A 25,995-nucleotide genomic window follows, 5' to 3' on the forward strand; every position below is an offset into this window, starting at 1 on the left:
AGGTCATGCGTATCTCTACCGACGGTAAGTGGTTCCAGTTCGGATCGGACCGAATCAAAGCGATTGATGCGGCTAAGCAATTGAATCTGGAGTTCATGCGCGGCGCCGACCTGATCGGCGCGGTTATGGGCAGTACATCCGAATCGTTCGCCGGCTTCCTGGACGCATACGAACGCGACGTGCTGCCACCGAGGGAACTGGCGAAAGGAACCTTGGGCCTGTAAGCCGTGCATTTCCGTCGTTTCCGGAAACAGTTCGAAGGCAAAGCCATCGATCAGATCACGATCCGCATGATCGCGGAGATGCTGGACGTCCTCACCCCGCGCACTGCAAACCAGTGCCGAGCCCTTCTGATCGACATTTTCAACCATGCAGCAGCAAAAGGCCTGTGCCCGGACAACCCGGCGGCCAGCACCATCAATCGAATTGAGAAGAAGCAGCGCAAGCGACACACCGTCGAAGGCCTGAAGGCCATCCGGGAGAAGTCACCGTTCTGGCTGCAGAACGCGATCGACCTGGCGCTGATCACCGCGCAGCGCCGGACGGACATCTTGAATATGCGGTTCGATGGTGTTCGGGAAGGGTTTTTGTATGTGGTTCAGCAAAAGACGGCCAAGGCTAGCGACGCGGCGTGGATCCGGTTCAAAGTGACCGAAGAACTCCAGGCGGTGATCAGCCGGTGCCGGGATGACATCGTCTCGCCCTACCTGATCCATCGCCGCCCAGACCGCAAAAAGCAGAAGCAGGCGCAGACGAAGGACCACTGGACGCAGGTCGAAGAGCGATATTTGACGCGAGCCTTCAAGGAGGCCCGGGATGCGGCGGGTTGTTACAAGGGATGGAAGGAAGAGGAAATGCCGGGCTTCCATGAAGTGCGAGCGCTGTCGCTGCACCTGTATCAGAAAGCCGGGAAGGACGGTCAGAAGATCGCCGGCCACGCCAGCGAGACCATGACGAAGAACTACCAGAAAGACCATGCCGAGATCGTCTGGTCAGAGGCAATTCCTGATTTGAATATCAGCGAAATCACCGGGTAGTTTTGCGCGGGTTTTGCGCAGGCACAAAAAAGCCGATCTGACTGATCGGCTTAAGTGTCTGATTTTACTCAGTAAATATGGTCGGGACGGAGTGATTCGAACACTCGACCCCTAGCACCCCATGCAAGCGGACTGCTCTACAGCCCGCCAAATCAGAGGCTTCGCGCCGGGCGCTCGCTGCAACGATGCCTAACTGTGCGCAACCGCGTTTTACAAAGTCACTCGGAAAGTCACTGAGCCTTTTTGGCACCCTCCCGGCGTCCTGCCGACTGAACACCAATCCAAAACCTTACAGCTCGTCGCTTCACGCTCGCCCGTTCTGCCCACCTCGATTACTGTATATGCAACCAGTATTCAGCAAGGCATTCCCGTGGATCCCCTCTATATAGAAGACACCGACGACTGGCTCGGAACCCCTGAGCCAGTCGAAACCTGCCGTCACCAGCTCAGGATGTACGAGAACGAATTCGAGGCGCTCACCCTTAAATTGGCGAGAGCACTCGAGAACGTGCAGGGATTGGTTCAGGAAAACGACCAGCTCAAGGTTGAATTGAAGAAAGCTCAATCCGACGTTGCCCGGCTCCACTGCCAAATAAGTGAGCAGGCTGGCCAGCTCAGTAGATTTGCCAACATCGCCCATCAGGCCGACGTCTTGTTTCAGGAAAATCAACGCCTGCTCAGGGAAAGGCGCGATAGCGAGGAAGAATGATCGCCGTTACGGGACATCCTTGAAGAAGATGTGGTGCCCGAGCTTCAAGGTCTGCTTGGCCTTCGCCGACCACGCCGGCGCCTTGATGCTGGTGGCGTAGTAATGTGTGGCGCCGCCGGTAGGGTCTGCCACCTTGCCGTCGATCACCTGGTCAGCAGCAATCCGACATTGCGCCAGCTCGCGGAACGGGATTTGCTTCACGCCAATCAGAAACTGATAGTTCGGGTCGTTCTTATTCCAGCAACTGAACTGCCATGGCTTCAAGCATACGCCCGCGTAACCCTCCCCCCACCATGATTTGGCATTGCCGTCGTTCACTCGGTTGCGGATAGTCCAGGCAACGGCAATCTGGCCGATCAGGTCTTCACCTCTAGCTTCGCCCCACAGCGTGCGCGCAAGGATGTCTCGGTCTTTCTCGGTGGCGGTCATGTTTTCTCCAGACAAAAAGAAACCCGCACTAGGCGGGCTGTATAACTGAAATCTGTAGTCGATAGCCATTAGGCTGGCGGTTGGCTCATGGCGGTGGCGCTGGTAGGATCCTACGCACGTTCTCCGCCTATGAGGGTACGCAGAGAAAATAGAAACCCCGGCGACTGCGAACCGCCGGGGTTTTGCTTTTTTATCCCCCCTGGTAACATTGGCGGCAAGTTCTCGATGTCCCCATCGCAGAAATAGAAGCCCTGGTGATTACAGCTCACCGGGGCTTCGTCTTTTCAGTCTCCAGACGAAGAAAACCCCGAACGGGTCGGGGTCTTGTATTGCTTCGCGCCGCCTAGCCTGACTCCCAGCCAGAACAAATACGCTCTCCACCTCGCCACCCCTTCCGCACGTAACGCCCGGTACAGAACTGCATCCGCCTCCTTGCGACTTACCTGCCCGCCGAAGTACAGCCAGTCATGAATGGTCGCGGCATAGTTCCCGTACCCCGACACCAGCGCGAACAGCACGAATAGAAAGGCGTTGTGCAGCACCTTGATGCTGGCGAAGTCGGTGACGAAGCCAGCGGGGACGATGATCGTGCGCTCGTACTCATCGGCCAGCACCAGGTCAGCCAGCAGCGTGTAGGTTCGGCGGTCGGTCTGGTCGGTTTTCAGCGTGGTGATAAAACGGCTCATGCAGGCCACCCCTCTTCCAGCATCTCAGCGGTGATCGAGCCGTCGGCCACTGCGCCGAGAAGCACATCCTCACGGTCAAAACAGAGCTGAACGTGTTCGCTTACGGCGTCGGCAATCGCCAGCACCTGGGCGGCTGGCAGATCGACAAAGCCGTCTGAGGTTTTCCAGCGCAACACGTAGTCAGTGCTCCGGTACGCCCGCAATGCCGCGCCATTGATCAGCGTCTTGCTGCGGTCGTCGGTATCGATCGGCATGCCGGCGATCATCGTGCCGGATGTCTCGGCGGCATAGCGACGAGCCGCAATCCGATCGCGCCAATCAGCAGCAAGCAGCGCATCCCGAGCCGCCTTTTCGGCCGCTGTCATAGCCACCTGCTTGCGGGCGACCTTCACCACTTTGCGCTCGGCGTCGATGGTCAATACCTCGGCGCCCCACTTCTTGTCGGCGCCGAGTTCGCCTTCAGTGTTTTCTTCGGGCCACCAGGCCACACCCTGCACGCCTAGCGCCGGATCGGTCCACGACAGATCGGTGAGCGATTCAGGCAGCAAGCCTTGCAGGAACTGCGGAAGGGGCTCGCGCGTTGCGATATCGTTCTGTACCTTTACCATAGTTCGACCCTCACCCCGCCATAGCCACCTACAGATCCCGTTCCCCCTGAAGCCCCTACTGCGCGGCAGCCACCGCCACCGCCCCAGTCTCCGCCATTACCACCACTCAGCGTGAACTGTGTGAGCCCGGCAGCCCCCCAGTACTCCTTGGTTGCACCACCTGAAGAAACAAGGCCGCCGTTAGGATAAAGTGACGCGCCCTTTGCCATTACCCCGCCGCCGCCACCCGCTCCTCGGGTAGAGCCTAGGGAGGCGACACCGCCGCCACCCCCATCGGTCGAGTTACCTCCGGGGTCGTTGGTGTTGTTGGCCGCACCATCGCCACCATTAGAATTCGGGCCGGCTGCACCGCCGCCGCCCCGATTCACTCCAGATCCGCCAGTAAAATTGAAGTCCCCGCCCGCGCCTGTTCCGCCTGCCCCGGACACCTTACCCCCATTACCCGCAAGGGAAACGGCGCCGAAAGACGCGGTAGACGCAGCGCCGTCGCTATTTGTCGTAGGTACGGCTGCTGCGCTATATGAGATTGCCAGCCCTTGCACTACAGGAAGAATGCCGGTTCTCGCCAAACCGCCGCCGCCACCACTGTTGCCGACAGTAAAGGAGCCAGAACCCCCCGCCCCTACTGCCGTGACGCGAAAAAACGAGAACCCGTCAGGAATCGTATAGGTGCCGGAAGCCCCGTTTATGAAATCGACAATGGTCGGATTTATCGTCTTTAACCCACCGCCGGCTTTTCTAGGCAACCCGAAAGGATTGCCTAGCGGATTTCCCAGTTCCCGGCTGCCCATTACAGGTTGCCCCACTGAGCCGTAAAAACTATGCCAGCAGCTAGTGCCACTTGGGAGCCCGCATAGAGGGCGTCCCCTGCCTCAAGGCGGATCGGCGTGTCGTCGCTAATGTTGCCAAAAACCGTTTCAGGGATGGCAGTGGTAGAGGCGAGGGTGTATCCGGCCATCAGCTCGGAATCGATCAGGTTGAATACGGTCGGGGCGGAAGACTTCACAAGAAACAGAACCAGGGACGAAGCTGTAACCGTCGCTCTTGGGATCGCCGTCAGCTTAGTGACCAGTGCCCCATTAGAACCAGCGGTACAAACAGGAACAGCGCCAACGATACTGGATGTACCGATACCGGTAACGGCTGTCGGCGCGATGGCGGACTGCGTTTTGTAGGTCTGAACAAAGGGTGCGGTAAATGTATTGGACATGTTTTTAATTCCTAAAAAGAGAGGGCGACGGCATGCAACAAAGCGAGATTGCCGATTGAGCCAGGGGCGGATTCGGCGGCGACTGCCGAGGCCGCGGCGTTGTTTGCTGCTGCTGTGGCAGCGGCAACCTGCTCGCTGACATTGGTGTCAACTGCCTCTGCTCGATCTGCGGCCTGACCAGCGTATAGCGCGTCTTCCGCTACTTGCTGCGCTGTGCCGTTCATCCAGGCGCCGAGTGCATTTTCTGCCGCTACCATCGGCTGTAGCGCTGCAATCATCGCGTCCGCTTTGGGCGTGAAATCGGCCGGGCCATCGCTTCGTGTCGGCGCTGGCGGCAGGTTTGGAATAACAGGCGGATTAGCCATTAAGTAACCCCTTCAACAGTAATTGAGCAGTCGGAAACAGTCGGACCGGAAAACACGATCTGAAAGTCTTTGTAAAAACCAAACAGGATGGTGGCCTCATAAGATTCTTCGCCGATCCACACCACCGGCGTGGCCCGTAGCTCAGCCAGCAGCCGACGAACCTTGGTCACCTCAGAGGTATCAAGGGCGACATCGAACTCGGCTCGATTGGAGAACGATCGTTGAATTACAACGGTGTTGCCGAACTCATCCGTGGACTTGCGGCTGTAGTCGTTGATCCCGACCGAACTGCCATAAAGCGCGGTGCCAATCTGCTTGACCGCTCCGATAACCAAGTGTCCGACAGCGGCTTCCTCGGCTCCTGCGTCTATGGTCACCACGACATTGGCCGAACCATAGGCCGGCATATCCAACACCACGACGTCCGTGCGGATACCAACCGGCTCAAAAAACCAGTCATACCAATTGGTGACGCCGGCATCGACAAGGCTGATTTGCTTGCGGTAAACCTCACCCTCCACCGCGTCAACCATCGTGACCGTGACCGACTTGCCCTTGAGGTTGAACAAGGCCAGGGAGTTGACCACCGCCCCCGGCTTGATCGTGATTTCAATCGTGCCAGCGCGAGTGGTCAGTGATTCAACCTTGTTGTCGAACATCCGCCAGCGGTTGGTAAATCCCAAATCCAACCATTTCGTCGCGTCAGATGGATCGGCGGTGTTGGCAGCGGCCAGCGACTCATAGATGTGATGGTCTTTGATTCGCTTGTCGCCCAGACCATAAGACCCAGCGACCCAGGCCGGATATTCCGTCTCCGGCACGTTGCTGCTGATCAGCTTGGCCGGCGTTATTTCAACCGGTTTGATGAGTCTCATAGGGCATAGTCCCTTTCTTTCGGTGCGCCTTCGGCGTCCCATTTCTGAAGCAACGTGGCGACTTGCTGATTTGTCTTGGCGATCTGAAACCGCTGCGATTTGTTTTCCTCACGCATCTGCTTGAGCTCGGACAGAAGCGCAGCGTTATCACCGCCACCCCGCAACATCGAAGCCGTCTGGTTGGCATTGAAGATCCGACTCGGGCCGGTGACTTCCAGTTGTGGCCCGGTTTCTCCAATTCCCCCACCAGTAGCGAAAGCCGGGACAAGACCGGAATTCATCTGATCGAGCACCCCAGTTCCGAACATCCGCACCGCGTCAGCGCTCATGACGTATTCGCCATTCGAAAGCCGGGCAAAGATGCTGTCGCTGGTTCCAGTGCCAGGTCCATTGATCAAGCCGCCAGTGGCATAGCCTGGCAGTCCGAGAAACTTCCCGGCATTGGCCTTGGTCGCCGCTGACTCCGCACCGTTACCCAGCGCGCCCTGAGCAATGGCCGCCGCGATTTGGTCATATCCGAGCGCGCCGGACTGCAGCTGCGCAGCCCAGAACGCAGCGCCCGCCTCGTCCCCTTTGGTGTCGCGCCCGAGCACCGACTTGTAGATGGTGTCGACGAGCGTGGCGTTGTTCTGCGGGGTATTGGCTTGTGCTGCACCTGATGCCTGCGCCATCAGCGCCGCGACCACTGCCGCGTTCATGGCATTGACGGCGGCCGTAACACCCATGACCGAGTTGTCGACGCCGTTGAGGGCGTCCATTTGCGCCTGGGCGAACTCAAGCTGCGAATCGAACTGAGCCATCTGTGCTTCATACGCCGCCTTGGCCAGTTCGACTTGCGTCTCCAGACCCTTCAGCGACTTCTCGGCGGTGGTGAGCTGCTTGCCGTTGATCCCGTTCAGCTCGGCCACGACGTTAGCCGTGCGACCCTGGTCCCGAGCGAAGTCCTCCATGGAGCCGTACAAATCAGTGTTGTTGCTGCTGACCGTATCCAGCGCATCACTCAAGCCGGTGAAGCCGGACAGCGACCCACCGGAACGAGCCGTGGCCAGCGCGCTTTGCAGCGTGGCTTGTGCCTGGGCCCGCAGCATCTTCACGGCGTCATCCGAATCGCCACGCAGAGCTTTGAGCGCAGCGCCCAGATCGTTACCGACAGAAGTCAGGCCGCTGACGTTTTCCGTCGCGGTGCTGACCATGTCATTAAGCGAAGTGACGCGAGCGTTGTAAGCATCCTGTGCGGCTTTCTGCTGGGCCGAGATGGCGCGCTGTACGGCGCCTTGAGCACTGGAAACCGAGCCCATTAGGCCGTCTATGATTGCTTGAGCTGCTGCGGCCGCCTTCTGCTGCGCGTCGGTCGCCCGCTGCTCGAGAATCGAATAGGCCGAAGCAGCATTGCCGGCAAGACCCGTCAGCGTGACGAACATCGCCCGCCCTGCCTCAGTGGTCACGTCCAGCGCCTCGATAATGTCTCGATAGCCCTGGCGGCTGGCCGGAAGCGTCATGTTAATTGCTTCGAACTGCTTGCGGACAGCCTCGAGCGTGTCGTCAGCCTTCTCCGTATCCGTGAAGAAGTTGTCGTAATAGGTGCTCGCGCTGGTGGTTAGCGCCTCAATCCCACCTGCCATGGCCGACAGACTCTGCGCCATGTACCCGCCGTTAACGTTGAGATCGAAAAGCCCGACATTCAGGTTTTTCAACACGTCGTTGACGGAGTACAGGTTGTTGACGAACGTGGTCAGGCTTTCGAAGTTGAAACCGCCTAGACCTGCTCCAGTTGCGGAATCGACAGCGGAAACCATGGAGTCCGCCACGCCACCAAACCACTTGGTGATTTCTTCCTGGATCTGCTCAGCCGTCTTATCCTTCGTGCTGATCTTGGTTGAAGCAATGTTGAGGCCGTCGAGAACGCCGTCATTCAGCTGAACGTTGAGGCGATCAAACAGCGTGAGGACGGAGCCTTCCGTAGCGTCGTACGCGCCGTCCAGCGACTTCTGCATCTCTGGATCAAGTGCAGAAAGTCGGGTGCGCTTCTTGTTCTTACCGAACAGTCCGCCTTTCTTTTTCTGGTATTCGTACTGGCTGCCGACAAACTCATTGTCGGTGACTCCGAGCTGAAAACCCTGATCCTTTGTTTGCCATTCGCCCCCCCAAATAGATGAGCCAACAGTTCCTCCAAGGATTGCACCTATTGCGGCGCCAATCGCCGTGCCGATGATCGGGACAACACTACCAATTGCGGCGCCTGCGTATGCACCAGCTACAGCGCCGCCCGCTCCAGTCACAGCACCTTTAATGCCTGCTTGCTGGTAGCCCATGATCGCGCCACCAATGCCGTATGCGGCGGCACCCAGCGTGCTGACGCCCGCACCGGCCCCGGACGCAGCACCAGAAGCCGCGCCTGTTGCCGCGCTCGCTCCTGACCCGGCCTGCCCGGCGACCCAGTTCGACATGGCCGAGCCTGTGTAGCCTGCCTGCAAACTGCCGATAGCCGCGGTGTTGCCAGTTATTGAGCCAGCAAGGGATGCATAGCCAGCAGTGAGGCCGCTTTCGATACCGCCGACTATGCCGGCGCCCGACTGAAAGCCAGACATGAACGCCTGACCGGCACCACTTTGATACAAGCCGATAGCCTTCTGGCCCATCGACAGGATGTCAGTAAATCCCGATCCAGTTCCTCCGCCGAACATCTCGCCCGAAGCCTGGCCGATACCGCCGCCCGATGACGTGCTGCCGAACATCGATTGCAGCAGCGGAGCGATGACTTGCTGCTTGACCACGATTCGCGCCAGATCGGCGAGCACCGAGTCAGCGAAGTCTTTAAACGACGCCTTGCCCGTGGTGATGAAGTCGACGAATACATCTTCAATGCCTGTGAAGGCACTGCTGAAGGCAGACTGGGTCATCCCGGCGGCATCGTTGGCCTCGTCGACGTAGTTTCTCCAGGCGCGCGATACGCCGTTCGACCAGTCGCCCCTGAGGGCATCTTCCTTACGATAGAAGTCTTCCTGCTTTTGCAAGCGGGTTGCGAGTGCGTCATTGAGGATTTGCGTTTCTTGCTGGTAGACGCTCTCGCTGATTTGGTTGCGCCCACGGTCCCGTGTCAGCTTCTCCAGCTTGTCCTGATAATCCTGCTGGATTTTCAAGTCTTCCTGAAGACGCTGGCGTGCCCGATCGCTCAGACCGAACCCGGCCAGCTGACTGTCCAGCCCTCGCTGAGCGAGATTGAGGCTGTCCTGAACCGTCTGCGCGAACGCCTTGATCGCGGCCTCGTCCTTGTCCAATCGGCCACGCATCTCGATGGACAGCACTTCCTGATCAGCGTCCAGCTTCTTCAGGGCGTCGACCATCTTCGACCGCGCGTCGGCGATCTTCTGGTCTATCTGAATACGCTGGGCGCCGGTAGTGGTCGACTTCTCACGCACAGCTTCAAGAGCCGTGATCTGGCCGTTATAAGCGGCCTCGACCTCGGTCTTCTCCTTGCCGATCAATGCCGACTTCTGCTCAGCATACTGCTGAGAACTGATCAGGCCGGCCTTCTGCGAGGCGTCCAGAATCCGCATCGAGTTCTGGAAGCTTGCAGTGAGGGATTTGAGCTTGTTGTCGGCGTCGTTGAAGCCGGTGAGATCTACGGCGCCAACCTTTCCTTTTGGCTGGCTTTTGTCGTACTTCGCCTGGATGTTGGCGACTTCTTTGTCGATCTCAATCTGGGACTTTCCAGCGGCCAGGCCGAGCTTTCTTGTTTCATTGATATCATCTTCAAGCTTTGCCTGATCGAACAGGTTTGCTTTGTGGCGTGATTCCCACTTTGCCTGCGCCTCAATTCGGAGCTGATCTGCCTTGCCGGCCTCGCTCGAGACGGTCGCTTCTTGCTGCCCGAGACGGATGCGCTCTCTTATCAGCGCCAGCTTCTTTTCTAGGGCTGGAGTTGAGTCATCATTCTCGCCATCGCCCAGCCCCAGCAGACTGTTTGCCTTGCTAAGGCCATTCGAAATAGCACCTGCAACCCCTCCATCCTTTCGGGTTTTCAGGATTCGCTCAATGATCTCCGCTTCTTTGTTAAGGTCTGGAAATAGCTCCGCCTTGACCTTGCTGTAAGCGTTGCTGATCGCCGTGCTGATATCGTTCCACTTGCTCTCAATTCCAGAAAGAGAGGCTTTGTATGCAGCTAGGCGCTTTTGGGCGTTCTCATTGAGAAATCCGCTCAATGCATCAAGCGCCTCTTGCTTTTTACCCTGCTCATCCAGGGCGGCAATCACCTCGTATTGGGCGCTAGTTAGCAGCCCATACTTCGCACTGATCTTTTCGGCAGCCTTAGTTGCGCTGTCGCCAACATCACCAAGGGATTTCGCTACCTCGGCCGCATTGGCGCCAGTGAATTCAGCGATAGACGCAGAGGCTTCAGCAAGGTTGACGAACTGGGTCGCGCTCAGCTTGGCCGCCCCGGACAGGGCAATCACGGCGTCCTTTGCGCTCGACATGTCACCAGTGATAGCGAAGATAGTTTTCGATATCGCCGCAAGGCTTTCTACGGTCTGCCCAGATGAGGCTGTGCCTGAGTAAAGAGCCTCATTGAAAACACTAATCTCTCTTGCGGCATCATAGAATACCGCTCCGACAGCGGCGGCCGCGGCGACAGCGGCGCTAAGTGGGCTTATCAGCTCGGCAGCGTACCCCCCCACCGCCTTGGCAGCAGCACCAACCCCGCCAAAGGAATCCTTAAGCTGGCCGCCCTGCTGGATGGCCACCATCATGATTGGCTGGCCGGCAGCTATGGATGTAACGATGTCGGTGATCTGGGATGGAACTGTCCGCAAAGCAGCAGCGGTTGCTCTTGCGGACATGTCTGTGCTGTTAAGTGTTTTCCCGAAACCATTCAGGGATTGTTCTGCTTGCTGAAGCCTGGTCTTGTACTCAGCAAAGGTGGCAGGATCGAGAACTCCGGCCGCCTTGAACTTCTCCAGCTGGCGATGCTGATCGCCCAGCCTGGCAAGCGCAGCAGTAGTTGGGTCGATTTGCGCCAACAGCTTTTCAAGCTGAGTCCGCTGCTCCGCTATTGCGGCGGTAGCCTTCTTTTCAGATGCGGCGATCTTTTCTTGGGCGGCTACGCCCTCGGTTGTGGATTTTGCGCTCTGTCGCATTGCGGCGGAGTGGTTTAGCTGTTCTCGAGCCGCCGCAGCCACACTCCCGGCCGTCGCTTCGTATGCGCGGTTCAGGGTTTCTTGATATGTACTTGAATCAAGAGCCGCCTTGGCGAGACCGAGAACGCGAGCTTTAGCCTGCTCAGAGGTTTCCCCGAGGTGATTAACTGCCTGCTCCGCCCGGACTCCCGACTCGACCAGTCTATCCAGATTGTCGGCGGCCTGGACTGCCGACTCGGAGTGGATGGCAAGCCCAAGTTCGCCGATAGTCCCCATTGCTTTTCTCCAGGCATAAAAAAACCGGCTCAGTGGCCGGTTTGCAGATAATAAAAAACCCGCCGAAGCGGGTGGTTTTCAACTAGATGCTCAGCTGCTCAGAAGCCTTGACTTCTCTGCCTGATATTCATCATCCGTGATAAGTCCGCGCTCTTTCAGCGAGCCAAGCTTTTCCAGCTGCTGGTATTTATCCGGCTCCGGCACCTCAGTGCTCTTAACTCGTATCGGCTCGGGCGGAGCTATAGCAGTTGCTGACCACACCAGCGCTGCCACCCATCCGATGAGTGTCCACCCCAAAAACAAATTGAGAAGAAAAATAGAGGATCTATTCGGATGCTTGCGACTTTTAGCGTTTATGGTTGGCAAAAAATAAACAACCCCACCGACAATCAACAGCATTATCGCACCAACAGCGCCAGCCCAATCAGACATGATGTTTCTCCCTTTTTGATGTCGGCAATCTAACACTATCAGCGGGAACGACCAAAGCCCCGCATGTGCGGGGCCATGTTGCGCTAGTGAAGGTGATCAGGCTATGCAGACTTCCTCGACGCGCCATGCAGCGATTCGTACACCGCGGTCAGCTCGTCCTTGCGCTTATTGAGAGTCGCGTAGGATCCGTGGCCGTCGTACAAATGATCGAAAATGTCCATCAGACTTGACGACCCAAGCGCCCTTGCTGCTGAGAGCATGCTGTCCTTGTACTTGAACATCTTCCAGAATCTATCCAGCATCAGATACAGGTGCTGGGCTTCGTGTTGGTCAAGGTAGATTCCGCTTGCTTGCTCGATAACTCGCGCAGTTGGGATTTCTCCATCAAGCGGCTTACAGAGCATGAATTCGCAGACCGCTGGGTATTGGCTGTCGGGGATGTCTTTGTAGCTACCCACTTGAAAATGATCTTTGATCCCGCGCCAGACCGCCGGGTATTTCTTGCGGTCCATTCCTGCCAGTTCAGCCACCCGATTCAGGATGTGGCGCTGATGAGCCGGGGTCAGTGTTTCGAGCTTGTGTTCGATTGCGATGGCTTGAGCCTGGGCTTGGCCTTTACCGAAGTAGCTGTCTTCCAGCTTTTCGAAGACCTCCCATGCCTGCTCAGTGTCGAGCATCTTGGCGTGACGTGCTGCGCCGCGCTCAGTCCAGAGGATCATCTGGCGGGTGTTTTTGGGAATCTGAACTACCCGACTAGAAGACGTGTAGTCCTTCAAAGCCTTTAATTCCGCGCCCTCTAGCTTGAAGAAGTGTTTTCCAGCTACGAATCTATCGATGTTTCGCTGATAGTTGCGTGTGATGTTGCCATCATCGGAGCCGTACAGCTTTGCCAGCAATGCAGTCGTTACGACTGGGCGACCCGCGTGCGTGATCGACGGGAGGTTGTCCACGGTTAAAGCTGTGCTATTATTCGCCATGACGTTTCTTTCCTGATAGTTGGATTCGTTACCTGAAACCCCTTGCGCTCGAACGCTTGGGGTTTTTTTATGCCTGCCTGAGTTGCTCATCTTCCTGCTCCAGTGACTTGCGAAGCCGGTAGACAATCTCCCCGCTCAAACTGCGGCCATTTTCGGCCGCCCGATTTTCAAGCTTTGCCCGCATATCGCACAGCATTCGTACCGCCGTGGTTATCTTTGAATTGCTCATACTCACCCCCTGTTTGCATTTTGTGAGTTTATTGCATTACATGCATTTGTCAAACAAGTTTTGAGTTTCGTGCGTTTGTATTACTCTAGGGTGATATCGGGGAACGACATGTCTAAAGAATTTGCTTCAAAGCTTGTGGCCTTGCGAGGCGAAAAAAACATGACGCAGCAACAGCTTGCGGACGCCGTGGGGATAACGCCCTCTCAAATATCAAGATACGAATCGGGCACTTCCAAGCCGCGCAAAACGGTGATGATTAAGCTGGCTAAGGCGCTCAACGTCAGTCAGGAAGAGCTAGAAACCAAATCCGCTAAGACCGTAGTGATCGGAGAAAGGGCTCCCATAACTCCGCCGAGCATGATTCGTCAGAAAATGCTTCAGGAGCTGCGCGATATGGATTCGGACGAGATCGAGGCTGTAAAGCTAGAGGCCATCGCTGCAGGAGTGCCCTTCGAGCAGTACATATGCGACGAGGCCGAGAAAGAGTTTCTGGAGAATATCAAGCAGGCCGCTTTGACTGGCGACTCAGAAACCGCCTCTCTCTTTATGGTATTGGCTAGGCTTATGTTCGGAACAAACGTCAAGCTCGTAGATATGGATAAGTCTGTCACTGATAGCCCAAAAGATTGAGCAAGGCCCAGTCATCGGCCCGGATGGCGACTTACCTTTTGCCATGCTGTTCCATACCCCAACGGATATCAGCACCTACCGCTTTGAAATCTTTCGCCATGGCATCTTTGTCAGAACCTGTGCTCGGGCGCACATAATCTGCCTGCAATACCTTGCCATGTCGGCGCCGGGGTGACAGGTCGAAGACGGAACCCAGCGCATCGGCTAGAGTTTTGGCTTTCATGGCGTTGCTCAATATTGATCAATGAGTCATGAAAATAGCGCGCACAGCTTCAACCTTCAAGCCCTGCTTCGCCAAAGCAATCATAAGGCGCCGCAATTTCCGACGCCCTACTCCTGACTATCCGCCATCGCTCGCAACGCCTCCTGCTCCATGGTCCGCACGTCGCGGAAAACCTGCTTGCGGTCGTCCGCTTCGACACCCTCCAGGTCCATCACTATCGGCAGGGAGGTGTAATCCAGGCCGGTCGCCCCGCTCATGCCGGCTCGCCACTGCGTGCTCATGGAGTTGAACACGCTGAAGGCTTCGGCGTTGACAGCCCACAGCTCCACCTCTTCTTCCAGGTCGTCCAGGCTCATTCCAAACAGCGCAGCCTGCTCGGCCGTGGCGGACGGCGTGTAGACCGCCCGGACGACCTCGATTAGTTTCCCTGGCGAGCCTTGTTGTAGGACTCTTGGTACGCCCCGATGATCGCATCAGGCACCGCTGCATAGCTGCGAACCAGGGCGCGGATGTTTTCTTCGTTCAGCTCGTCATCGAAGCCCCAGCCCTTCACGATCAGCTCGATCTGCTTAACCTGGAACTCTTCGGACTTGCTCGAAATCTCCCGAACAGTGGATTCCTTTTCGATCAGTTCCCGCAATTCTTTGCCGTGCTGGAGGCCGCTGTCGGCGAACTCAGCCAATTCCTCGCGGTCGCGATAGGCGAACACAAAAGGAACCTTGACCGGCTTATCACCGATGCGCGGGATCTCTACATCGATTTTGAAGGTTGGGTTCTGCTTAATGGAAATCTTGGCCATGGGTGAAGCTCCTGATGCGATTAAGGGGAGGTTGGTCGAATTGGAAGGAGGGTGAAGCCGCGAGTTACGCGGCTTTTACGTAGCGAACCGGGCGACCAGACAGGGCGAAGTTCACTGTGCGGGTCATCAGGGCATTACGCTCCAGAGTCGGCGTATCAGTGATGGTGCAGAAGCCTGGATACAGGATCTTGTCGCCGTTAGGCAGGTTCAGACGCAGGATGGTCTGGGTCTTGTTGTCGGTGTAGCCCTCGGCGACCGGCACGTAAGCGGCAGTTGGTTGGTCTTCAACCGTCAGGGCCATGCTCATCGGGTTGCGGTTGGTCGGGTACTGGCGGTCGTCGTCGTCAGCCAAGTAGCCAACAGTCAGGAACTGCTGTTCGCCACCGGTCAGGGATACGCCCGTGATCTTGGTGATTTCCACCCAGGTCGCCGCCAGCTGGAAGTTGCCCGCGCCGCCGCCGGCGGTGTAGAAATCGAGGTTCTCGGTACTGATGTTTTCCAGCGAGAACGTGTCGGTGGCCGGATCGGAAACTCGAACGGCTCGACCATTCAGCTTGCCCCAGTTCGACTCCAACAGGACGATGTCGCCCTCGAGCAAGCCGTTCGCTGTAGCGCTTGCCACGGCAGGGCTGGCGTTGCTGATGGCGGTGATCAGTTTGGCAGCAGAAAAGCTTGCTGCGAGTTGCATAGTCGCGCCGTTCGGAAGCGCAATGCGAGTAGCCATGGGGTATTACCTCTTAGTAACGAGAAAGCCCGCTCATGGCGGGTTGTTGGGGTTTGGTGTTCTTGATGGCTGCGCCAGGCCGGGACAGTCATTCGGTTATACGGAGCTTGCCAAGGGGTGCCTCACTTTGAGCGCCCCCCTTTAGGCGTTCGTGATCGTCACGCGGCGTCGAGGCCGAGAGTAAGCTGAAGCTGGTCGCGCCAATGGGCTACCTGGCCTTCCAGCCTGGATTTGTGCCATCTGTGCAGGGCCATTTTGCGACCGCCAATGCTTGCGCCACTCTGCGAATCACTCAGCTCTCTGCAAGCCTTATCGAGCTGCTGCTTTTCGTTAAGCTCGCCGTGGAGGAGCGCGTCAATATGAAGGTCGCACCAAACGGAAAATTTCATGTCAAGCCACCGAGCAAACGCCACGCCCAATTTAGGGTGCAGCCACGTACCGCTCTGGTAGCGGCCGCGCTTGGTTTCTAAAAGTGACTCAGGGTCACAATTAAGAGCTTCGCCAAGCGCAACGAGGTACTGCCGGGTTTCATCTTGTTTCAGCCAGTCCACGGGCCGCTTGCCGTAGCGCTTGGCTTTTCAGCCTGTAATGCGTTTGGGCGTGCCGATCACGGCTATGGTGATTGCGATTACCATCAGCTGGTTTCGGTCAAGGACCGGGATCATGAATCCGCTGGCGTAGCCCGAAAACACGATGCTGACCTGGCCGCCGGGTAGCTTGAACTTCCATGCCAGCGCCGCCCTGGAATCCCTTCCCAGCTCAATTGCCGTTGCGAATGCCGATCCAGGCGCATCCTGGAAGCTCATTTGAACGTCCATCAGGTTGCGGCCAGACGGTGTGCGAACGTCTTCGTAGCTGCCGAGTGGTGAGTAAACCGAGAACTTCTCGTCGCCGCCCGAATGGGTCAGCGCAGTTACCTTCTGCACCTCAATCCAGCTTGAGTCGCTTGGAACTGGCGGTGTAAGCGTGCCAGGTGCAACGGCCGGGCTTACCCAGATCGTGGTCCCGTTGGGTAGAGGGATACGTTTTTGCATTGCTCTGCCCTATGGCGGGGCGCTCCCGCGGTAAGTGAATGACGCGGGAACCGTGTACCGGTCAGGCTCCGTGATGGTCGGCCCCTGTTCGACTGGATTGGATACCAGCCCCAGAAAGCCCGCTCTTTCCAGCGAGGAATCCAGCGGGAACAACGCCGAGAGCTCGTCGAGGATTTGCTCGGGCACAGAAATAAGCTGGTCGGTCGGGGTCACGATGCTGACCTGATAGATGCCTCGGTACTCCAGCTCGCTTGCATTCAGGAAGCGGCAGGTGGTGCTGGCCGGCAGCAAGAAGGCGCGCAGATAGACCTGGCCTTCAGGTGGGTCGAATGCCTCGGCGCCGTGCGCGATCATGATCCCCTTGGCGTCTGCCCAGGCGTCCAGCTTCACCTCTATGGCGCGTCGTGCGCGGGCATGGCTCATTCTGCGACCTCCCGGACAGCCTGATCGACAATGTCCTGAAATCGTTCCTTTGTGATTCGTACCATGCCCGTCAGGGCCTGCCTGCTGTGTCCATATTCCAAGCTCACCGCGTAAATCAGGTTGTTGACGATATACGCCGTCTGCCCAAATGTGAGGGGCTGCGCATCCGATACAAGCCTGGCAATGGTGTCATGGCCTTCCTTGTCGTAATTGTCGAGGCTGGCTGATGCTGGAGCGTCGATAGTCATCTGCCAGTTGCCAAGAAAACGGCCGGTGTCCACTGGTGATAAGCGGATAACAGAAGTGCCGATCTCGATCACGACCTTGCGAAATACTTCGTCCACATCAGCGAGCGCCTGGTCCCGATACTGGCGCAGCGTTTCCGAGAACGAACCATTCAGGCCACCATACCTTTCTGTCATGTGGTGTGGTTGACTCGCCATTACGCCCTCGCCTGCACTTCAAAGCCGACCGCGAGGCCGGCGTAATTCCACGGATTGACCTGAATGACGGTGTAGAGCTTGCCGTCGAACAGGATCTTGTCTTGAGTGGCTGGCTGCGGCATATCCACGCCAGAAAGCAGCACGGGCGAGACCAAGAACTTCACGTCGCCGATCTTGATCAGTGACCCGTCGATGTCCTTTTGCGCATACGTCTCGCGCACGCCCGAGCCAATGAAGTTGGTCACTATCGTGGACGATCCGCCCGTATCCGGGTCTCGCGGGCCCTTCTCGGTCCTTGTGAGTGTCAGCTCTGCGCCTTTCCCGCCCTTACTACGGGGTGCAAGCATCCGCACCGCGAGCGCTTTGCTGCGGTCATAAATGTCTGGCATAGGTCAGGCCTTCAGATGGTAGATGCAAATACAGCGACAGTTTGATAGCTCGTCCCAGCCAGCACCTAGGCTGGAATCACCAGGGAACCGCAGCAAGGCGCCGCTGTTGGTCTGGAATGCCTGGCCGAGCTTGGCGCGCACGCCGCGCATGTATCGATGACTGTTGCGCACCTTCTCGTCATTACGGTCGCGCCATTCCTTCTCGACGCGCTCACGAGCAATCCCCTGCTCTACCAACTGCTCCCATGCCCGATCACGCCCGGCGTTGAGTGATTCATGCGCCAGGGTGCGGGCCAGCATTTCGGTATGGGTCTTTAGCAGCCGCTCCGAATAGCGCCCGGCAATCCTGTCCACGTCCTTGACCGCCACCGGCTTGCTGCTCGCGATGGCGCGGCTCACGATGCCGTCAAATCGACGATCACGCCGCGTCCGAGCCAGGTACTGCCTGAGCTGCGCAGGGTCGCCGCTGAGCAACTGGCGACGGGCATTGACGACAAACTGGGCGAAGTTACCGGGAAGCCCTACGACTCCGCCGGAGCGCACCCCGGTCTGCGGACTCACCCTCCCAATCAGGTCAAGCGCGGCCTGGCGGTTCGTGCGAACAACCGCCTGTGGCCCGCCGATAACCCGGCGAGAACCCATCACAGAGCGGATCGCCTCGCGGACGTTGTCGGTAGTCGTGTTGCGGGTTTCGACGATCTGGCGAGAGAGCCAATTACTGGCCTCGGCACTGGTGACGTCGAACTCTTTGCGACCCGCAACCTCTCGATCAGCCTGCGGAATGAAGATGGCCACCATCTCGAATCGACCGCCGGCAATGAACGAAGACCGAACCGACTCGATCAGCAGCGCCATTGCGCCCATGCTCAGCAGCTTGATCAGCCCATTTTCATCTTCGGCAGCCAGCAGGCGCTCCACCTCGATGACAGTGGCCGCATCAACTGTGGCGCGCACCGAATCGAGATAGGCCTTCTGCATACCGGGCTCCATGGCCTCGACCTTCTGGAGTATCTCGGCGGCGTTCATACAACGAACACCACGGGGAGCGCATACCGTGCAACCAGAACCGGAGCAATCATCTCGTCGATCGCGCTGACGACCGGGCGAACGGAAGCTGCAGCATCAGCGCCGTTGCCGACGGCAAACTCGGTCTCCAGCGGCCCGACCTTCTCGCGCTTGATGGTTTGAGCAGCAACGAAATCAGGACTGAGGCTGCCGGGCGAGGCTAGCTCGCGCAGCGCGGCTTCGAAGGTCGCATTTTCGACTTCTACCGGGACCTGGTCGGGCTCGACTGCATGCCCTTCATAATCCTCGGCACCGGTGCGCGGCCACTCCCTGGCTTGCCCTCTGCCCTCAGTCTTCACGCCGGGGAACAATGACTGCCAGGCGCCAGAAGCGAGCAGCTTCCGATAGCGGCCGTCGATGTAGACCGATGCCCTGAGCAGTGCCGCCTGTTTTGCAGTGTCATCACCAGTCCAGGCCGCATTTGCACGCGCAAGGTGATAGGCGTCCGCCGCGGCAACGGTTCCGTAGAATTCAGGCATCGGATTGTCTCGAATAGGTGGAGCGGCCAGCGCTCCGGGTTTTGCGGGGTGTTACGCCTTGGCAGCAGCAAGTGCTGCTTGCAGGGCTTCCAGATTTGCTTCTGGGTCGAACTGGACGTTCAGCGCGGTCAGATCGTCGATGACCTTCTGCTTTTCGGCCTGAGCCGCTTCGGCTTCTTCCAGCTTCTTGCGCAGGGTTTCGACTTTGCTGTTGCCAGCAGCATCGATGCCCAGCGCCTTCAGCTTGGCGAGCAGCTCAGCCTTTTCGTCGCCGTCGGCGGCAGGCGCCTTGCCATCGACGCTCATGAAGGCGAGACGCGACGTGCCTTTGTGCCCTTCTGGCGTCAAGTCCAGGTCTTGCGTTTCACCAGGGAGGACGTAGACAACGCCAGCCGTGGTGTGCACGCCCTGAAGCGCCTTCGAGTTGTTGGTCACTTTCATGTCGACCTCCTATCAGGCTGCTGGTGGGGTGATTTCGTCGAGGTACGCCACGGCGCCCGGCAGACGGATCTCGGTGCCGCCGGTACGCGCGATGATCCCGGTTTCGAAGCCCATGATGGACTTCTGACGAGGAGCCAGCACACGGCGAGGCATTGGCAGGTGGAAGCGAACCACCTCCGGGTCCTTGCGGTATGCAACGAGGCGACCGCCGCCATCAGCGGAAGCGTTGCGGGCTTCGCGAAGGGGTGCGATGTCCAGAGGCAGGCCGGTTTCGGCGGTGTAGATGTTGTTCTTACGAACGTACTCCAGCACGGTGATCATGCCGTCACCTACGCCCAGGCGAGCCGTAGCGATGTAGCGGAATGCGTCAGGTGGCAGGCGCAGCGTGTCAGCCCACTCGACTTCGCCGGTGTTGGTCCGGATCGAGCCAAGAACACCGTTGATGTCAGCCATGATCTGGTCGATGGTCTTGTCTTTCCAGAACGTCGAGGTGCCGGTGCCGCTGGCAGCTGCATCGACGCGCGAGACGTTGGAGTCATTCAACAGGCCAGTCCAGCGCTTCTCGGTGCTACCAACGAAAGCGATGGAGTTCAGCAGGCGCTCGACCTTGTCGGCAGCCGAATCAGCCTTGGTGCCGCTGAGGTTGATGCCGTACAGCTGAGCCTGATTCACTTCTTCCAGGTTCCACTCCCAGCCCGAGCCGATCATCGCGAAGTCATGCGATGCCTGGTCATGGGTTGCGGAGTTGAAAGGCATGTCGGTACCGGAGCCCGACAAGAACTTCGCTTCACCGGCAGTATCGACGGTGAAAAAGGTGGTGCCGATGGCCCATGGGGCGCCCTCGGTCACGACCGGGATGCTTGCCGCGTAGTTGAACGCTGGGTAGCGGCGCGTGTAGATGCGGGTTTCGATGTTCCGGCCTTGGGCCAGAACGAACGGGAACGCCGACTGAGCGTCTTCGAAAGCTTGTGGCATGTTAAGCGCTCCGATGTTTGAGGGAGATTTCGACGATGTCGCCGTTCGCACCGGTGGTGTCGAAGAAGGCGCCCGGGATCAGCACGGCGCCGGCGGCGGCAGTCGTCACGTAACGGTTGGTGGCGGCGACGTAGTACACGTCATCGCCTGGCGCTACAGCGGCGCCGGCAGTTACATACATCTGGCCATCGGTCATGAACGCGCCGGTGAAGTCCTGCGGGTAGCCGTCGACCAGCGTCGAGCCAGTGGCAACTGGCGGGACAGCAGCAGTGAGCACGGCCAGGCCGAGGAACAGGGTGCCAGTGGCAGCGATCTTGTGATCGTTGCCAGCACCAGCCACACGGAAGCCAGGCGCGCCGAAGACAACGCCCTCAGCGTTCGAGACGGTGCGGCTGATCTTGTTGCACTTCTCTTCGTTGGCGACCAGGCCGGGCACGCCCTTGGCTGGAGCGTTGGTGTACGTGTTTTGGTAAGTAGCCATTGCTGTGCTCCTTATGCCTTCGGCAGGTGGGCGGTTTGCATGTCGGCAATCATCTGCAGACGCGCTTTTTCCGATTCATCGCCGACGGTCTTGCCGTCCTGCTGAATCATGTGTTTGCGGAACGGGTCGCCGGCCGGATCTTTGGCGGCGTCTTCGACCAGAATCTCGAAGCGCGCGTCGATGTAGGCGTCAGCCTTGCCGGCCACGGCCGCATCGCCCAGCTTGGCGACCACGACAGCCTTGCGGATGTCGGCGTCGGTCTTCCCGGTGTAGTCGGCGTCCGCGATCGACTTGGCCTTGCTGATCAGATCAGCGCGAGCGGTGACGCGCTTGTCGATATCGGCATCGCTGAGCTGCTTGGCCTTGAGGGCGTCGATCTCAGCGTCTTTCTTCGCCAGTTCGCCATCCTTCAGCGCCAGCGCAGCGGTATGCGCGTCGGTCAGGGATTTGATGTTTACCCCGGCATCGGCCAGCTGCTTGGTCAGCTTGTCGATCGCCTGGGCGCCTTGGTCGGTCGTCTGGACGGACAGGCCATCAACGATGACCGTACGCAGTGAATCAGCCATGTCATGGCCTCCTTGGGGGGTGTGTGGTTTATGGTCACCGATGCGAAGGTGCTCGCCACCCCGAGCGCGATGCTCAAGGCTGAGGTGATTCATTTTCATAGGGCCGAGGAAGCAGTCGTACTGCTCGCCATCGGGGGAAACGCCATCCTGAAACACGACTTCGGCGCCGTAGCCCATGGACAGCTCTCGCTTGCCGGACTCGTAGTCCTCGATCGCCTTGGCGTCCATCAGCACCAGCGGCACCTTGACGAACTGCCCGTCGCGGACAACCTCGCCACCGGTTTGGCCGATCGCGACGTCTTTCCAGTTCTTGGAGTTGACGCCGTCCCCGCCCGGGTGGCCGTTGGTCATTGGCCGGTAGGCGTACGAGTGCATGGCGTCAGCGTGGAAGACCGCGCTCTCTGGCCGGTACACACGAACGATTGGCTTATCCCGCAGGCCGTGTTCGTTGTCCGGGTCGATCTCGGTACCCAGATAGTCCTGGATGCCGGTGCGCGCGACTCGAGCCTCGGCCACCAGATAGCCGTCCTCGGTGCGCCGCACTCCCGTGACTGGCACGGAGTCGGTGAAGATCATGGGGCGAGCTCCTCGAAGATCTCAGGACCCAGCTCAATCGCGCCACGGTATGGCTCGACCTTGTCGATATCGACGCTGCCGGGTTCGTAGGTGAAGGTGATGTGGGGCTGATAGTCCGGCCAGTCCCAAGAGGCGCCAGCCTCAACGATGGAGACGTGCCGCCAAGCCAGTTCGGAGCTGTTGAACAGCAGCACCACCGCGCCTTCGCCGAACTTGTCGATCAGCCGTGCGCCACCTGGTGCAATCTTGAGCTGGCCCTTGCCATCGCCCGACCATGACTCGCCAACCTTCATCCAATCCACCGGGTTGCGGCTGTAGGCAACGGTGACGTGCAGGTCAGCAGCCGGGACGGTGGATTCAAAGCCCTGCGACTTGGCCCACGCGATGACCTCGGCGCCGTTGATGACCTTGCGGGACACATACAGGGAGCGAGGCGCGGCGTCAGTGATCGCTTTCTTCGCCACCGGCCGACCCGCGGCGGTGCCCGGCAGGTCGGCGTCGTCATCGTCTTCATCGGGCAGCTCGGCGCCGAACTTCTCGATCGCCGCTTCCAGACCCGGCATTACGCTCAGCTCGACCAGCAGGTTCACTGCGGCGGTCGAGAGCGCATCCTCAGGGAACAGTCCGGAGTCTTTCAGCGCCTTGATGGTGTCCGCTGTGGTCTTGCCGATATCGGCCCGCTCTTTCGCCGTGGCCTGCCAAAGTGGCGCCCAGGTGTAGTGCACCTCTTTCGGCCGACTGCCGAGCGCGGAGCGGATCAAGCCCTCATCCAGCACGCTCATGGCTGGCTTGATCTCCAGCTTCTGGCGTGAGGCGACGTTGTCGTAGTAGTTGCGGGTGTTCTCTTCGCCGTTCGCGCCGAGCCCTGTCGAGGACTGGCCGAACATGCGGGTTCCTGGGATATCGAACGCGCCGGCGACGCCCTGCTCTGTCTTGGCGATCACTTCAGGCAGGTTGCCGAAGCTCGCCGATTTGGAGCTGTGCGTCTCTTGCCCGTCGAGGATCAGCGTTCCGTTGATCCCCTTGGCCGTAGCGGCAAGCCGCAAGCGCTCCAGCAGCAAGCGCTCGTAGTTCTTGTCCTGCATGCTCGACATCAGGTTGGGGATGTTGATGACGTCGATCTTGGCCTCGTAGACCAGACTGACCACGTTGGCGACCGTCTCGTCGTAGTGACGTACGGCCGGCATGGCCGACAGCAGTACCGAATCACCCCAGCCGAAGCCCGTGCCTATGGCAAGCTCGGGGTCTGGATGCGGCACGCCTACAAAGATGACAAGGCGCGACGGGTGAATCTCCACCGTCGAACCGGGGAGCCGGTAGGCCTTTGGCTTGCCGAAGCGCGGGCTTTGCGGGTCCTGCTCGATCTCCGTGGCACTGAGTTGGCGGCGAGTCATCACCGTCAGGTACTTTATGCCGCCCTTCCCGACTCGATCCGGCTTCAGCTCAGATGCCGTGTCACGCTCACCGGTGCCGATGAACACTGCGGCCCCGCCGAACAGTCGAGCCTTCAATAGGGCCTCCAGAATCTTGCCCTTGACGTTCAGGCGATCCTCTTCGGCTTCGATCAGCTCGATCTGAGCCTTGTCGGCCTGCCAGTTGCGCCAGTTGCGGCACGCATCAACGGCCGGGATGCTCACGCCTTTCTGCGCCGTCCACGAACCACGGAAAGCGTTCAGCAGTTGCTGGTCATCCATCACTGGGAGCGCGTAGTGCGAGTGCGATGCCTTGTCGCGCGCAGTACCCAGTCCTGCGACCAGGTTCTGCAGGCTGTCTTTCAGATAAGTGAATGCGCTCATTGGTCGCTCACGTTCGCGAGTGTGTAGCTGCCCGCAATCGGGAAGCGCTGGACAATGAAGTAGCCGAGTGCGTCGACCGGGTCTTCAGTGCCGTCCTTGTTGGGTTCGCCGTTTTCGCTGTAGGCCTGCTGTTCGAGCACCTGCGTACTCACCGGACAGTTGTCGGTGTTCACCAGGTAGCGGCGCTTCTGATCGATGTTGAGGAACATGGCGTTCACGGCCAGCACCCGATCGCGAACCGCTGGGTTCGACGGGTTCACCATGACCATAAAGCCGGCGGCGCGGAGCAAACTGTGGTCTGACTCGCTGCCGCTGACGCTCTTGCGGTTCTTGCCGCTGGCGTCCGGGTAAACCGTGATGCTGTGGCCCGGATACCGCCGTTTGAGCTCGACGATCATCGCCGGCGTGTCGAACAGGTGCGTGGCCTCTTCCAGCAACAGCGGCAGCCCGTCACGAATGACATGCACCGTCGCGGCCATCCGGTTGATGTTGAAGTCCATGCCGACGTGCAACTGCTCGCCCGGGCGAATCGTGGCGTCCGTGTGGTTCTGCTTGCGGCAGAAGTTCGGGTACACGCTGCCCGACGTCAGGTTGACGAACAGGCCGTCGATGTATGCGTCCACCAGGTTGGCCGGGTACGACTCACGCAGCGACTTGATGTAGTCCTTCGGCAGGTTCTTCGCGTTTTGCCGCGTCGAAGCGTGCACGATGCCGTACAGCGGGCGCTGGCTCGGGTTGGCCGCCAGCTCCTTGACGAACTTGCGATAAACCCAGTTGAAGCCCTCCGGCGTCGTGGTGACGTCGATGGTGTTCATGGCCCGCGTAGGCCAAACCGTGGACATCCGCGCGATGATCTTCTTCCAGGCGCTGTCAGCCTTCTTAATCGCCATGCAGTCGATCTCGTCGACCAACGCATGAGCTATGTTGAAGCCGACGATGCGGTGCGGGTGCTCCATGCTCTTGCAGACGATCGTCGACAGGCACCGGCCTCGGTTGTCGCGCAGGTACACGCGTTTCTTGCTCGGTACGATGTCGGCGAACAGGCCGAATGCCTCGGCCACCACCGGCATGGTGTCGTAGAAGATGTCCGCGATCTGCGGATAGGTCGGCGCGAAGTAGCCCTGCGGAATGCCTGGGTGCTCCAGTGCGTTGATGCACATCCGGACACATCCCACGAACGTCTTGCCGCTACGGTAGCCGCCGACGAACGCTGAAAACTTCTTGGGGTGACTGATGAACTCGAACTGCGGCTTATTCAGCTTCAGGGTCGCTTGCATCTTCTACCCCGATGATTACTTGTTTGGGCTCGGGCAGGCCCTGATTCGGGTCTTCCAATTCGCGGCGCAGCTTCTCGTTGAGCAGGCGCTTGTTCTCGACCTCGATGCGTTTGAGCTCGGTTTCGAGGTCGGCATGGCCAGGCGGTGAGAACATTCCAAGGTGACGGCCGATATCGACCAGCGCGCCCTTCTTATCGTGCAGCTTGACCTTCAAACCGTCCCGACTCTGGGACACCTCGGCAATGGCTGCCGCCGTAGAGTCATCCACCTCAGTCGAATCGATCAGCGCTAGGCCGTGATACGGAACCATGTCCTCCGCATTGCCTTCTTCGTCCTCGACCATGCGGACCTGCGTCTCACCCCAGCGCACGACCTTACGGATGTCGCTGAAGCCAATCTTGGCCAGTTCTTTAAGAACCATGTCCTGGGTGATCTCTACCCGGCTCGACCGCGCTTTCATCCCCTTTTCAATTGCTAACTGGATGTCAGGTTTTGTCAGGTTCTCGTTGCTGATGGATCTGGCTGTCCTTGCGCTGTATCCCGCACGAATAGCGGCTTGCGTGGCATTCAGGTCTATCAGGTACTCGTCGACGAAGCGCTGCTGTTTTGCTGTCAGCGCCATAGGGATTCCTTGAGACTGTGGTGCCTCGCTTGGGCAGTGCTTGAAATGTTTAGGGTTCGTCGGTTATTCCTAGCAATCGGAATC

General features: G+C 58.8%; 29 protein-coding genes, 1 tRNA gene and 2 pseudogenes. 3 read left to right on the plus strand and 29 right to left on the minus strand.

Features of this window, described 5'->3' with window-relative positions; translation table 11 throughout:
* Positions 1–8: 8 nt before the first annotated feature.
* Positions 9–1,037, plus strand: a pseudogene (locus tag AB4P92_RS04925) (tyrosine-type recombinase/integrase); the annotation flags it as partial.
* A 78-nt stretch (positions 1,038–1,115) separates the two neighbouring features.
* Here AB4P92_RS04925 and AB4P92_RS04930 read toward each other — a convergent pair.
* A tRNA-Pro gene (locus AB4P92_RS04930) sits at positions 1,116–1,184 on the minus strand.
* Positions 1,185–1,407: 223 nt separating this feature from the next.
* Here AB4P92_RS04930 and AB4P92_RS04935 point away from each other — a divergent pair.
* Positions 1,408–1,746, plus strand: a complete 339-nt coding sequence (locus AB4P92_RS04935; RefSeq protein WP_395599012.1) for a hypothetical protein — start codon at positions 1,408–1,410, stop codon at positions 1,744–1,746.
* A gap of 6 nt (positions 1,747–1,752) precedes the next feature.
* On the opposite strand, the gene AB4P92_RS04940 is transcribed toward AB4P92_RS04935, so the two are convergent.
* The 10 genes from AB4P92_RS04940 to AB4P92_RS04985 all read right to left on the minus strand — a co-directional run bounded on the left by AB4P92_RS04940 (position 1,753) and on the right by AB4P92_RS04985 (position 12,968).
* On the minus strand, positions 1,753–2,175 hold the full coding sequence (locus AB4P92_RS04940; RefSeq protein ID WP_395599013.1) for a cell wall hydrolase: 423 nt from the start codon (positions 2,173–2,175) through the stop codon (positions 1,753–1,755).
* 284 nt (positions 2,176–2,459) lie between these two features.
* Positions 2,460–2,861 carry a DUF1353 domain-containing protein gene (locus tag AB4P92_RS04945; RefSeq protein WP_395599014.1) on the minus strand — a complete coding sequence of 134 codons (402 nt, stop codon included), beginning with the start codon at positions 2,859–2,861 and terminating at the stop codon, positions 2,460–2,462.
* The gene (locus AB4P92_RS04950; protein WP_395598613.1) at positions 2,858–3,469 is read right to left on the minus strand and encodes a DUF4376 domain-containing protein; all 612 of its coding nucleotides are present in this window, start codon (positions 3,467–3,469) and stop codon (positions 2,858–2,860) included. The genes AB4P92_RS04945 and AB4P92_RS04950 overlap by 4 nt, the downstream gene beginning before the upstream one ends.
* Positions 3,470–4,259: 790 nt before the next feature.
* Positions 4,260–4,679: a hypothetical protein gene (locus tag AB4P92_RS04955; protein WP_395598612.1), complete on the minus strand. Its 420-nt coding sequence runs from the start codon at positions 4,677–4,679 to the stop codon at positions 4,260–4,262.
* Positions 4,680–4,690: 11 nt separating this feature from the next.
* The gene (locus AB4P92_RS04960) at positions 4,691–5,044 is read right to left on the minus strand and encodes a hypothetical protein (protein WP_395598611.1); all 354 of its coding nucleotides are present in this window, start codon (positions 5,042–5,044) and stop codon (positions 4,691–4,693) included.
* Positions 5,044–5,919, minus strand: coding sequence for a hypothetical protein (locus tag AB4P92_RS04965; protein ID WP_395598610.1), 876 nt, complete (start codon positions 5,917–5,919; stop codon positions 5,044–5,046). The genes AB4P92_RS04960 and AB4P92_RS04965 overlap by 1 nt, the downstream gene beginning before the upstream one ends.
* Positions 5,916–11,330, minus strand: coding sequence for a phage tail tape measure protein (locus AB4P92_RS04970; protein ID WP_395599015.1), 5,415 nt, complete (start codon positions 11,328–11,330; stop codon positions 5,916–5,918). Before AB4P92_RS04970 ends, AB4P92_RS04965 begins: the two co-directional genes overlap by 4 nt.
* 90 nt (positions 11,331–11,420) lie before the next feature.
* The gene (locus AB4P92_RS04975) at positions 11,421–11,762 is read right to left on the minus strand and encodes a superinfection immunity protein (RefSeq protein WP_395599016.1); all 342 of its coding nucleotides are present in this window, start codon (positions 11,760–11,762) and stop codon (positions 11,421–11,423) included.
* A 101-nt stretch (positions 11,763–11,863) separates the two neighbouring features.
* A complete protein-coding gene (locus tag AB4P92_RS04980; protein ID WP_395599017.1) occupies positions 11,864–12,829 on the minus strand; it encodes an ORF6N domain-containing protein in 966 nt (321 codons plus the stop codon).
* A complete protein-coding gene (locus AB4P92_RS04985; protein WP_395599018.1) occupies positions 12,807–12,968 on the minus strand; it encodes an Arc family DNA-binding protein in 162 nt (53 codons plus the stop codon). The genes AB4P92_RS04980 and AB4P92_RS04985 overlap by 23 nt, the downstream gene beginning before the upstream one ends.
* Positions 12,969–13,076: 108 nt before the next feature.
* Here AB4P92_RS04985 and AB4P92_RS04990 point away from each other — a divergent pair, with 108 nt between their 5' ends.
* A complete protein-coding gene (locus tag AB4P92_RS04990; RefSeq protein ID WP_395599019.1) occupies positions 13,077–13,598 on the plus strand; it encodes a helix-turn-helix domain-containing protein in 522 nt (173 codons plus the stop codon).
* Between the two features lie 31 nt (positions 13,599–13,629).
* Here the strand turns inward: AB4P92_RS04990 and AB4P92_RS04995 are convergent, their stop codons facing one another.
* The 18 genes and pseudogenes from AB4P92_RS04995 to AB4P92_RS05080 form a co-directional block, all read right to left on the minus strand.
* Complete coding sequence (locus tag AB4P92_RS04995; RefSeq protein WP_395599020.1) at positions 13,630–13,821, minus strand: hypothetical protein; 192 nt, start codon at positions 13,819–13,821, stop codon at positions 13,630–13,632.
* 107 nt (positions 13,822–13,928) lie between these two features.
* On the minus strand, positions 13,929–14,177 hold the full coding sequence (locus tag AB4P92_RS05000) for a DUF1799 domain-containing protein (protein WP_395599021.1): 249 nt from the start codon (positions 14,175–14,177) through the stop codon (positions 13,929–13,931).
* A gap of 62 nt (positions 14,178–14,239) precedes the next feature.
* A complete protein-coding gene (locus AB4P92_RS05005; protein ID WP_395599022.1) occupies positions 14,240–14,620 on the minus strand; it encodes a phage tail assembly chaperone in 381 nt (126 codons plus the stop codon).
* Between the two features lie 64 nt (positions 14,621–14,684).
* On the minus strand, positions 14,685–15,344 hold the full coding sequence (locus tag AB4P92_RS05010) for a phage tail protein (RefSeq protein WP_395598605.1): 660 nt from the start codon (positions 15,342–15,344) through the stop codon (positions 14,685–14,687).
* A 158-nt stretch (positions 15,345–15,502) separates the two neighbouring features.
* Positions 15,503–15,898 (minus strand): annotated as a pseudogene (locus AB4P92_RS05015) (KilA-N domain-containing protein); the annotation flags it as partial.
* Positions 15,899–15,922: 24 nt separating this feature from the next.
* The gene (locus AB4P92_RS05020) at positions 15,923–16,378 is read right to left on the minus strand and encodes a phage tail tube protein (protein ID WP_395599023.1); all 456 of its coding nucleotides are present in this window, start codon (positions 16,376–16,378) and stop codon (positions 15,923–15,925) included.
* Positions 16,379–16,387: 9 nt separating this feature from the next.
* Entirely contained in the window at positions 16,388–16,801 is a 414-nt protein-coding gene (locus AB4P92_RS05025) for a phage tail terminator-like protein (RefSeq protein ID WP_395599024.1), read from the minus strand.
* The gene (locus AB4P92_RS05030; RefSeq protein ID WP_395599025.1) at positions 16,798–17,244 is read right to left on the minus strand and encodes an HK97 gp10 family phage protein; all 447 of its coding nucleotides are present in this window, start codon (positions 17,242–17,244) and stop codon (positions 16,798–16,800) included. Before AB4P92_RS05030 ends, AB4P92_RS05025 begins: the two co-directional genes overlap by 4 nt.
* Positions 17,244–17,633 carry a hypothetical protein gene (locus AB4P92_RS05035; protein ID WP_395599026.1) on the minus strand — a complete coding sequence of 130 codons (390 nt, stop codon included), beginning with the start codon at positions 17,631–17,633 and terminating at the stop codon, positions 17,244–17,246. Before AB4P92_RS05035 ends, AB4P92_RS05030 begins: the two co-directional genes overlap by 1 nt.
* Before the next feature lie 3 nt (positions 17,634–17,636).
* Positions 17,637–18,659, minus strand: coding sequence for a hypothetical protein (locus tag AB4P92_RS05040; protein WP_395599027.1), 1,023 nt, complete (start codon positions 18,657–18,659; stop codon positions 17,637–17,639).
* Positions 18,656–19,177, minus strand: coding sequence for a DnaT-like ssDNA-binding protein (locus AB4P92_RS05045; RefSeq protein ID WP_395599028.1), 522 nt, complete (start codon positions 19,175–19,177; stop codon positions 18,656–18,658). The genes AB4P92_RS05040 and AB4P92_RS05045 overlap by 4 nt, the downstream gene beginning before the upstream one ends.
* Before the next feature lie 51 nt (positions 19,178–19,228).
* Complete coding sequence (locus AB4P92_RS05050) at positions 19,229–19,618, minus strand: hypothetical protein (RefSeq protein WP_395599029.1); 390 nt, start codon at positions 19,616–19,618, stop codon at positions 19,229–19,231.
* A 12-nt stretch (positions 19,619–19,630) separates the two neighbouring features.
* A complete protein-coding gene (locus AB4P92_RS05055) occupies positions 19,631–20,593 on the minus strand; it encodes a DUF2184 domain-containing protein (RefSeq protein WP_395599030.1) in 963 nt (320 codons plus the stop codon).
* A gap of 1 nt (position 20,594) precedes the next feature.
* Positions 20,595–21,074 (minus strand): hypothetical protein, encoded by a 480-nt coding sequence (locus tag AB4P92_RS05060; protein ID WP_395598597.1) that lies wholly within the window; start codon positions 21,072–21,074, stop codon positions 20,595–20,597.
* 11 nt (positions 21,075–21,085) lie between these two features.
* On the minus strand, positions 21,086–22,216 hold the full coding sequence (locus AB4P92_RS05065) for a DUF2213 domain-containing protein (protein ID WP_310219773.1): 1,131 nt from the start codon (positions 22,214–22,216) through the stop codon (positions 21,086–21,088).
* Entirely contained in the window at positions 22,213–24,012 is a 1,800-nt protein-coding gene (locus AB4P92_RS05070; protein WP_395598596.1) for an anti-CBASS protein Acb1 family protein, read from the minus strand. The genes AB4P92_RS05065 and AB4P92_RS05070 overlap by 4 nt, the downstream gene beginning before the upstream one ends.
* Entirely contained in the window at positions 24,009–25,289 is a 1,281-nt protein-coding gene (locus AB4P92_RS05075; protein WP_395598595.1) for a terminase large subunit domain-containing protein, read from the minus strand. The genes AB4P92_RS05070 and AB4P92_RS05075 overlap by 4 nt, the downstream gene beginning before the upstream one ends.
* Positions 25,264–25,911: a terminase small subunit gene (locus AB4P92_RS05080; protein WP_395598594.1), complete on the minus strand. Its 648-nt coding sequence runs from the start codon at positions 25,909–25,911 to the stop codon at positions 25,264–25,266. Before AB4P92_RS05080 ends, AB4P92_RS05075 begins: the two co-directional genes overlap by 26 nt.
* Between the last annotated feature and the right edge of the window lie 84 nt (positions 25,912–25,995).

The sequence above is a fragment of the Pseudomonas sp. A0308 genome, from assembly GCF_044218815.1.
Classification (GTDB): domain Bacteria; phylum Pseudomonadota; class Gammaproteobacteria; order Pseudomonadales; family Pseudomonadaceae; genus Aquipseudomonas; species Aquipseudomonas iridis.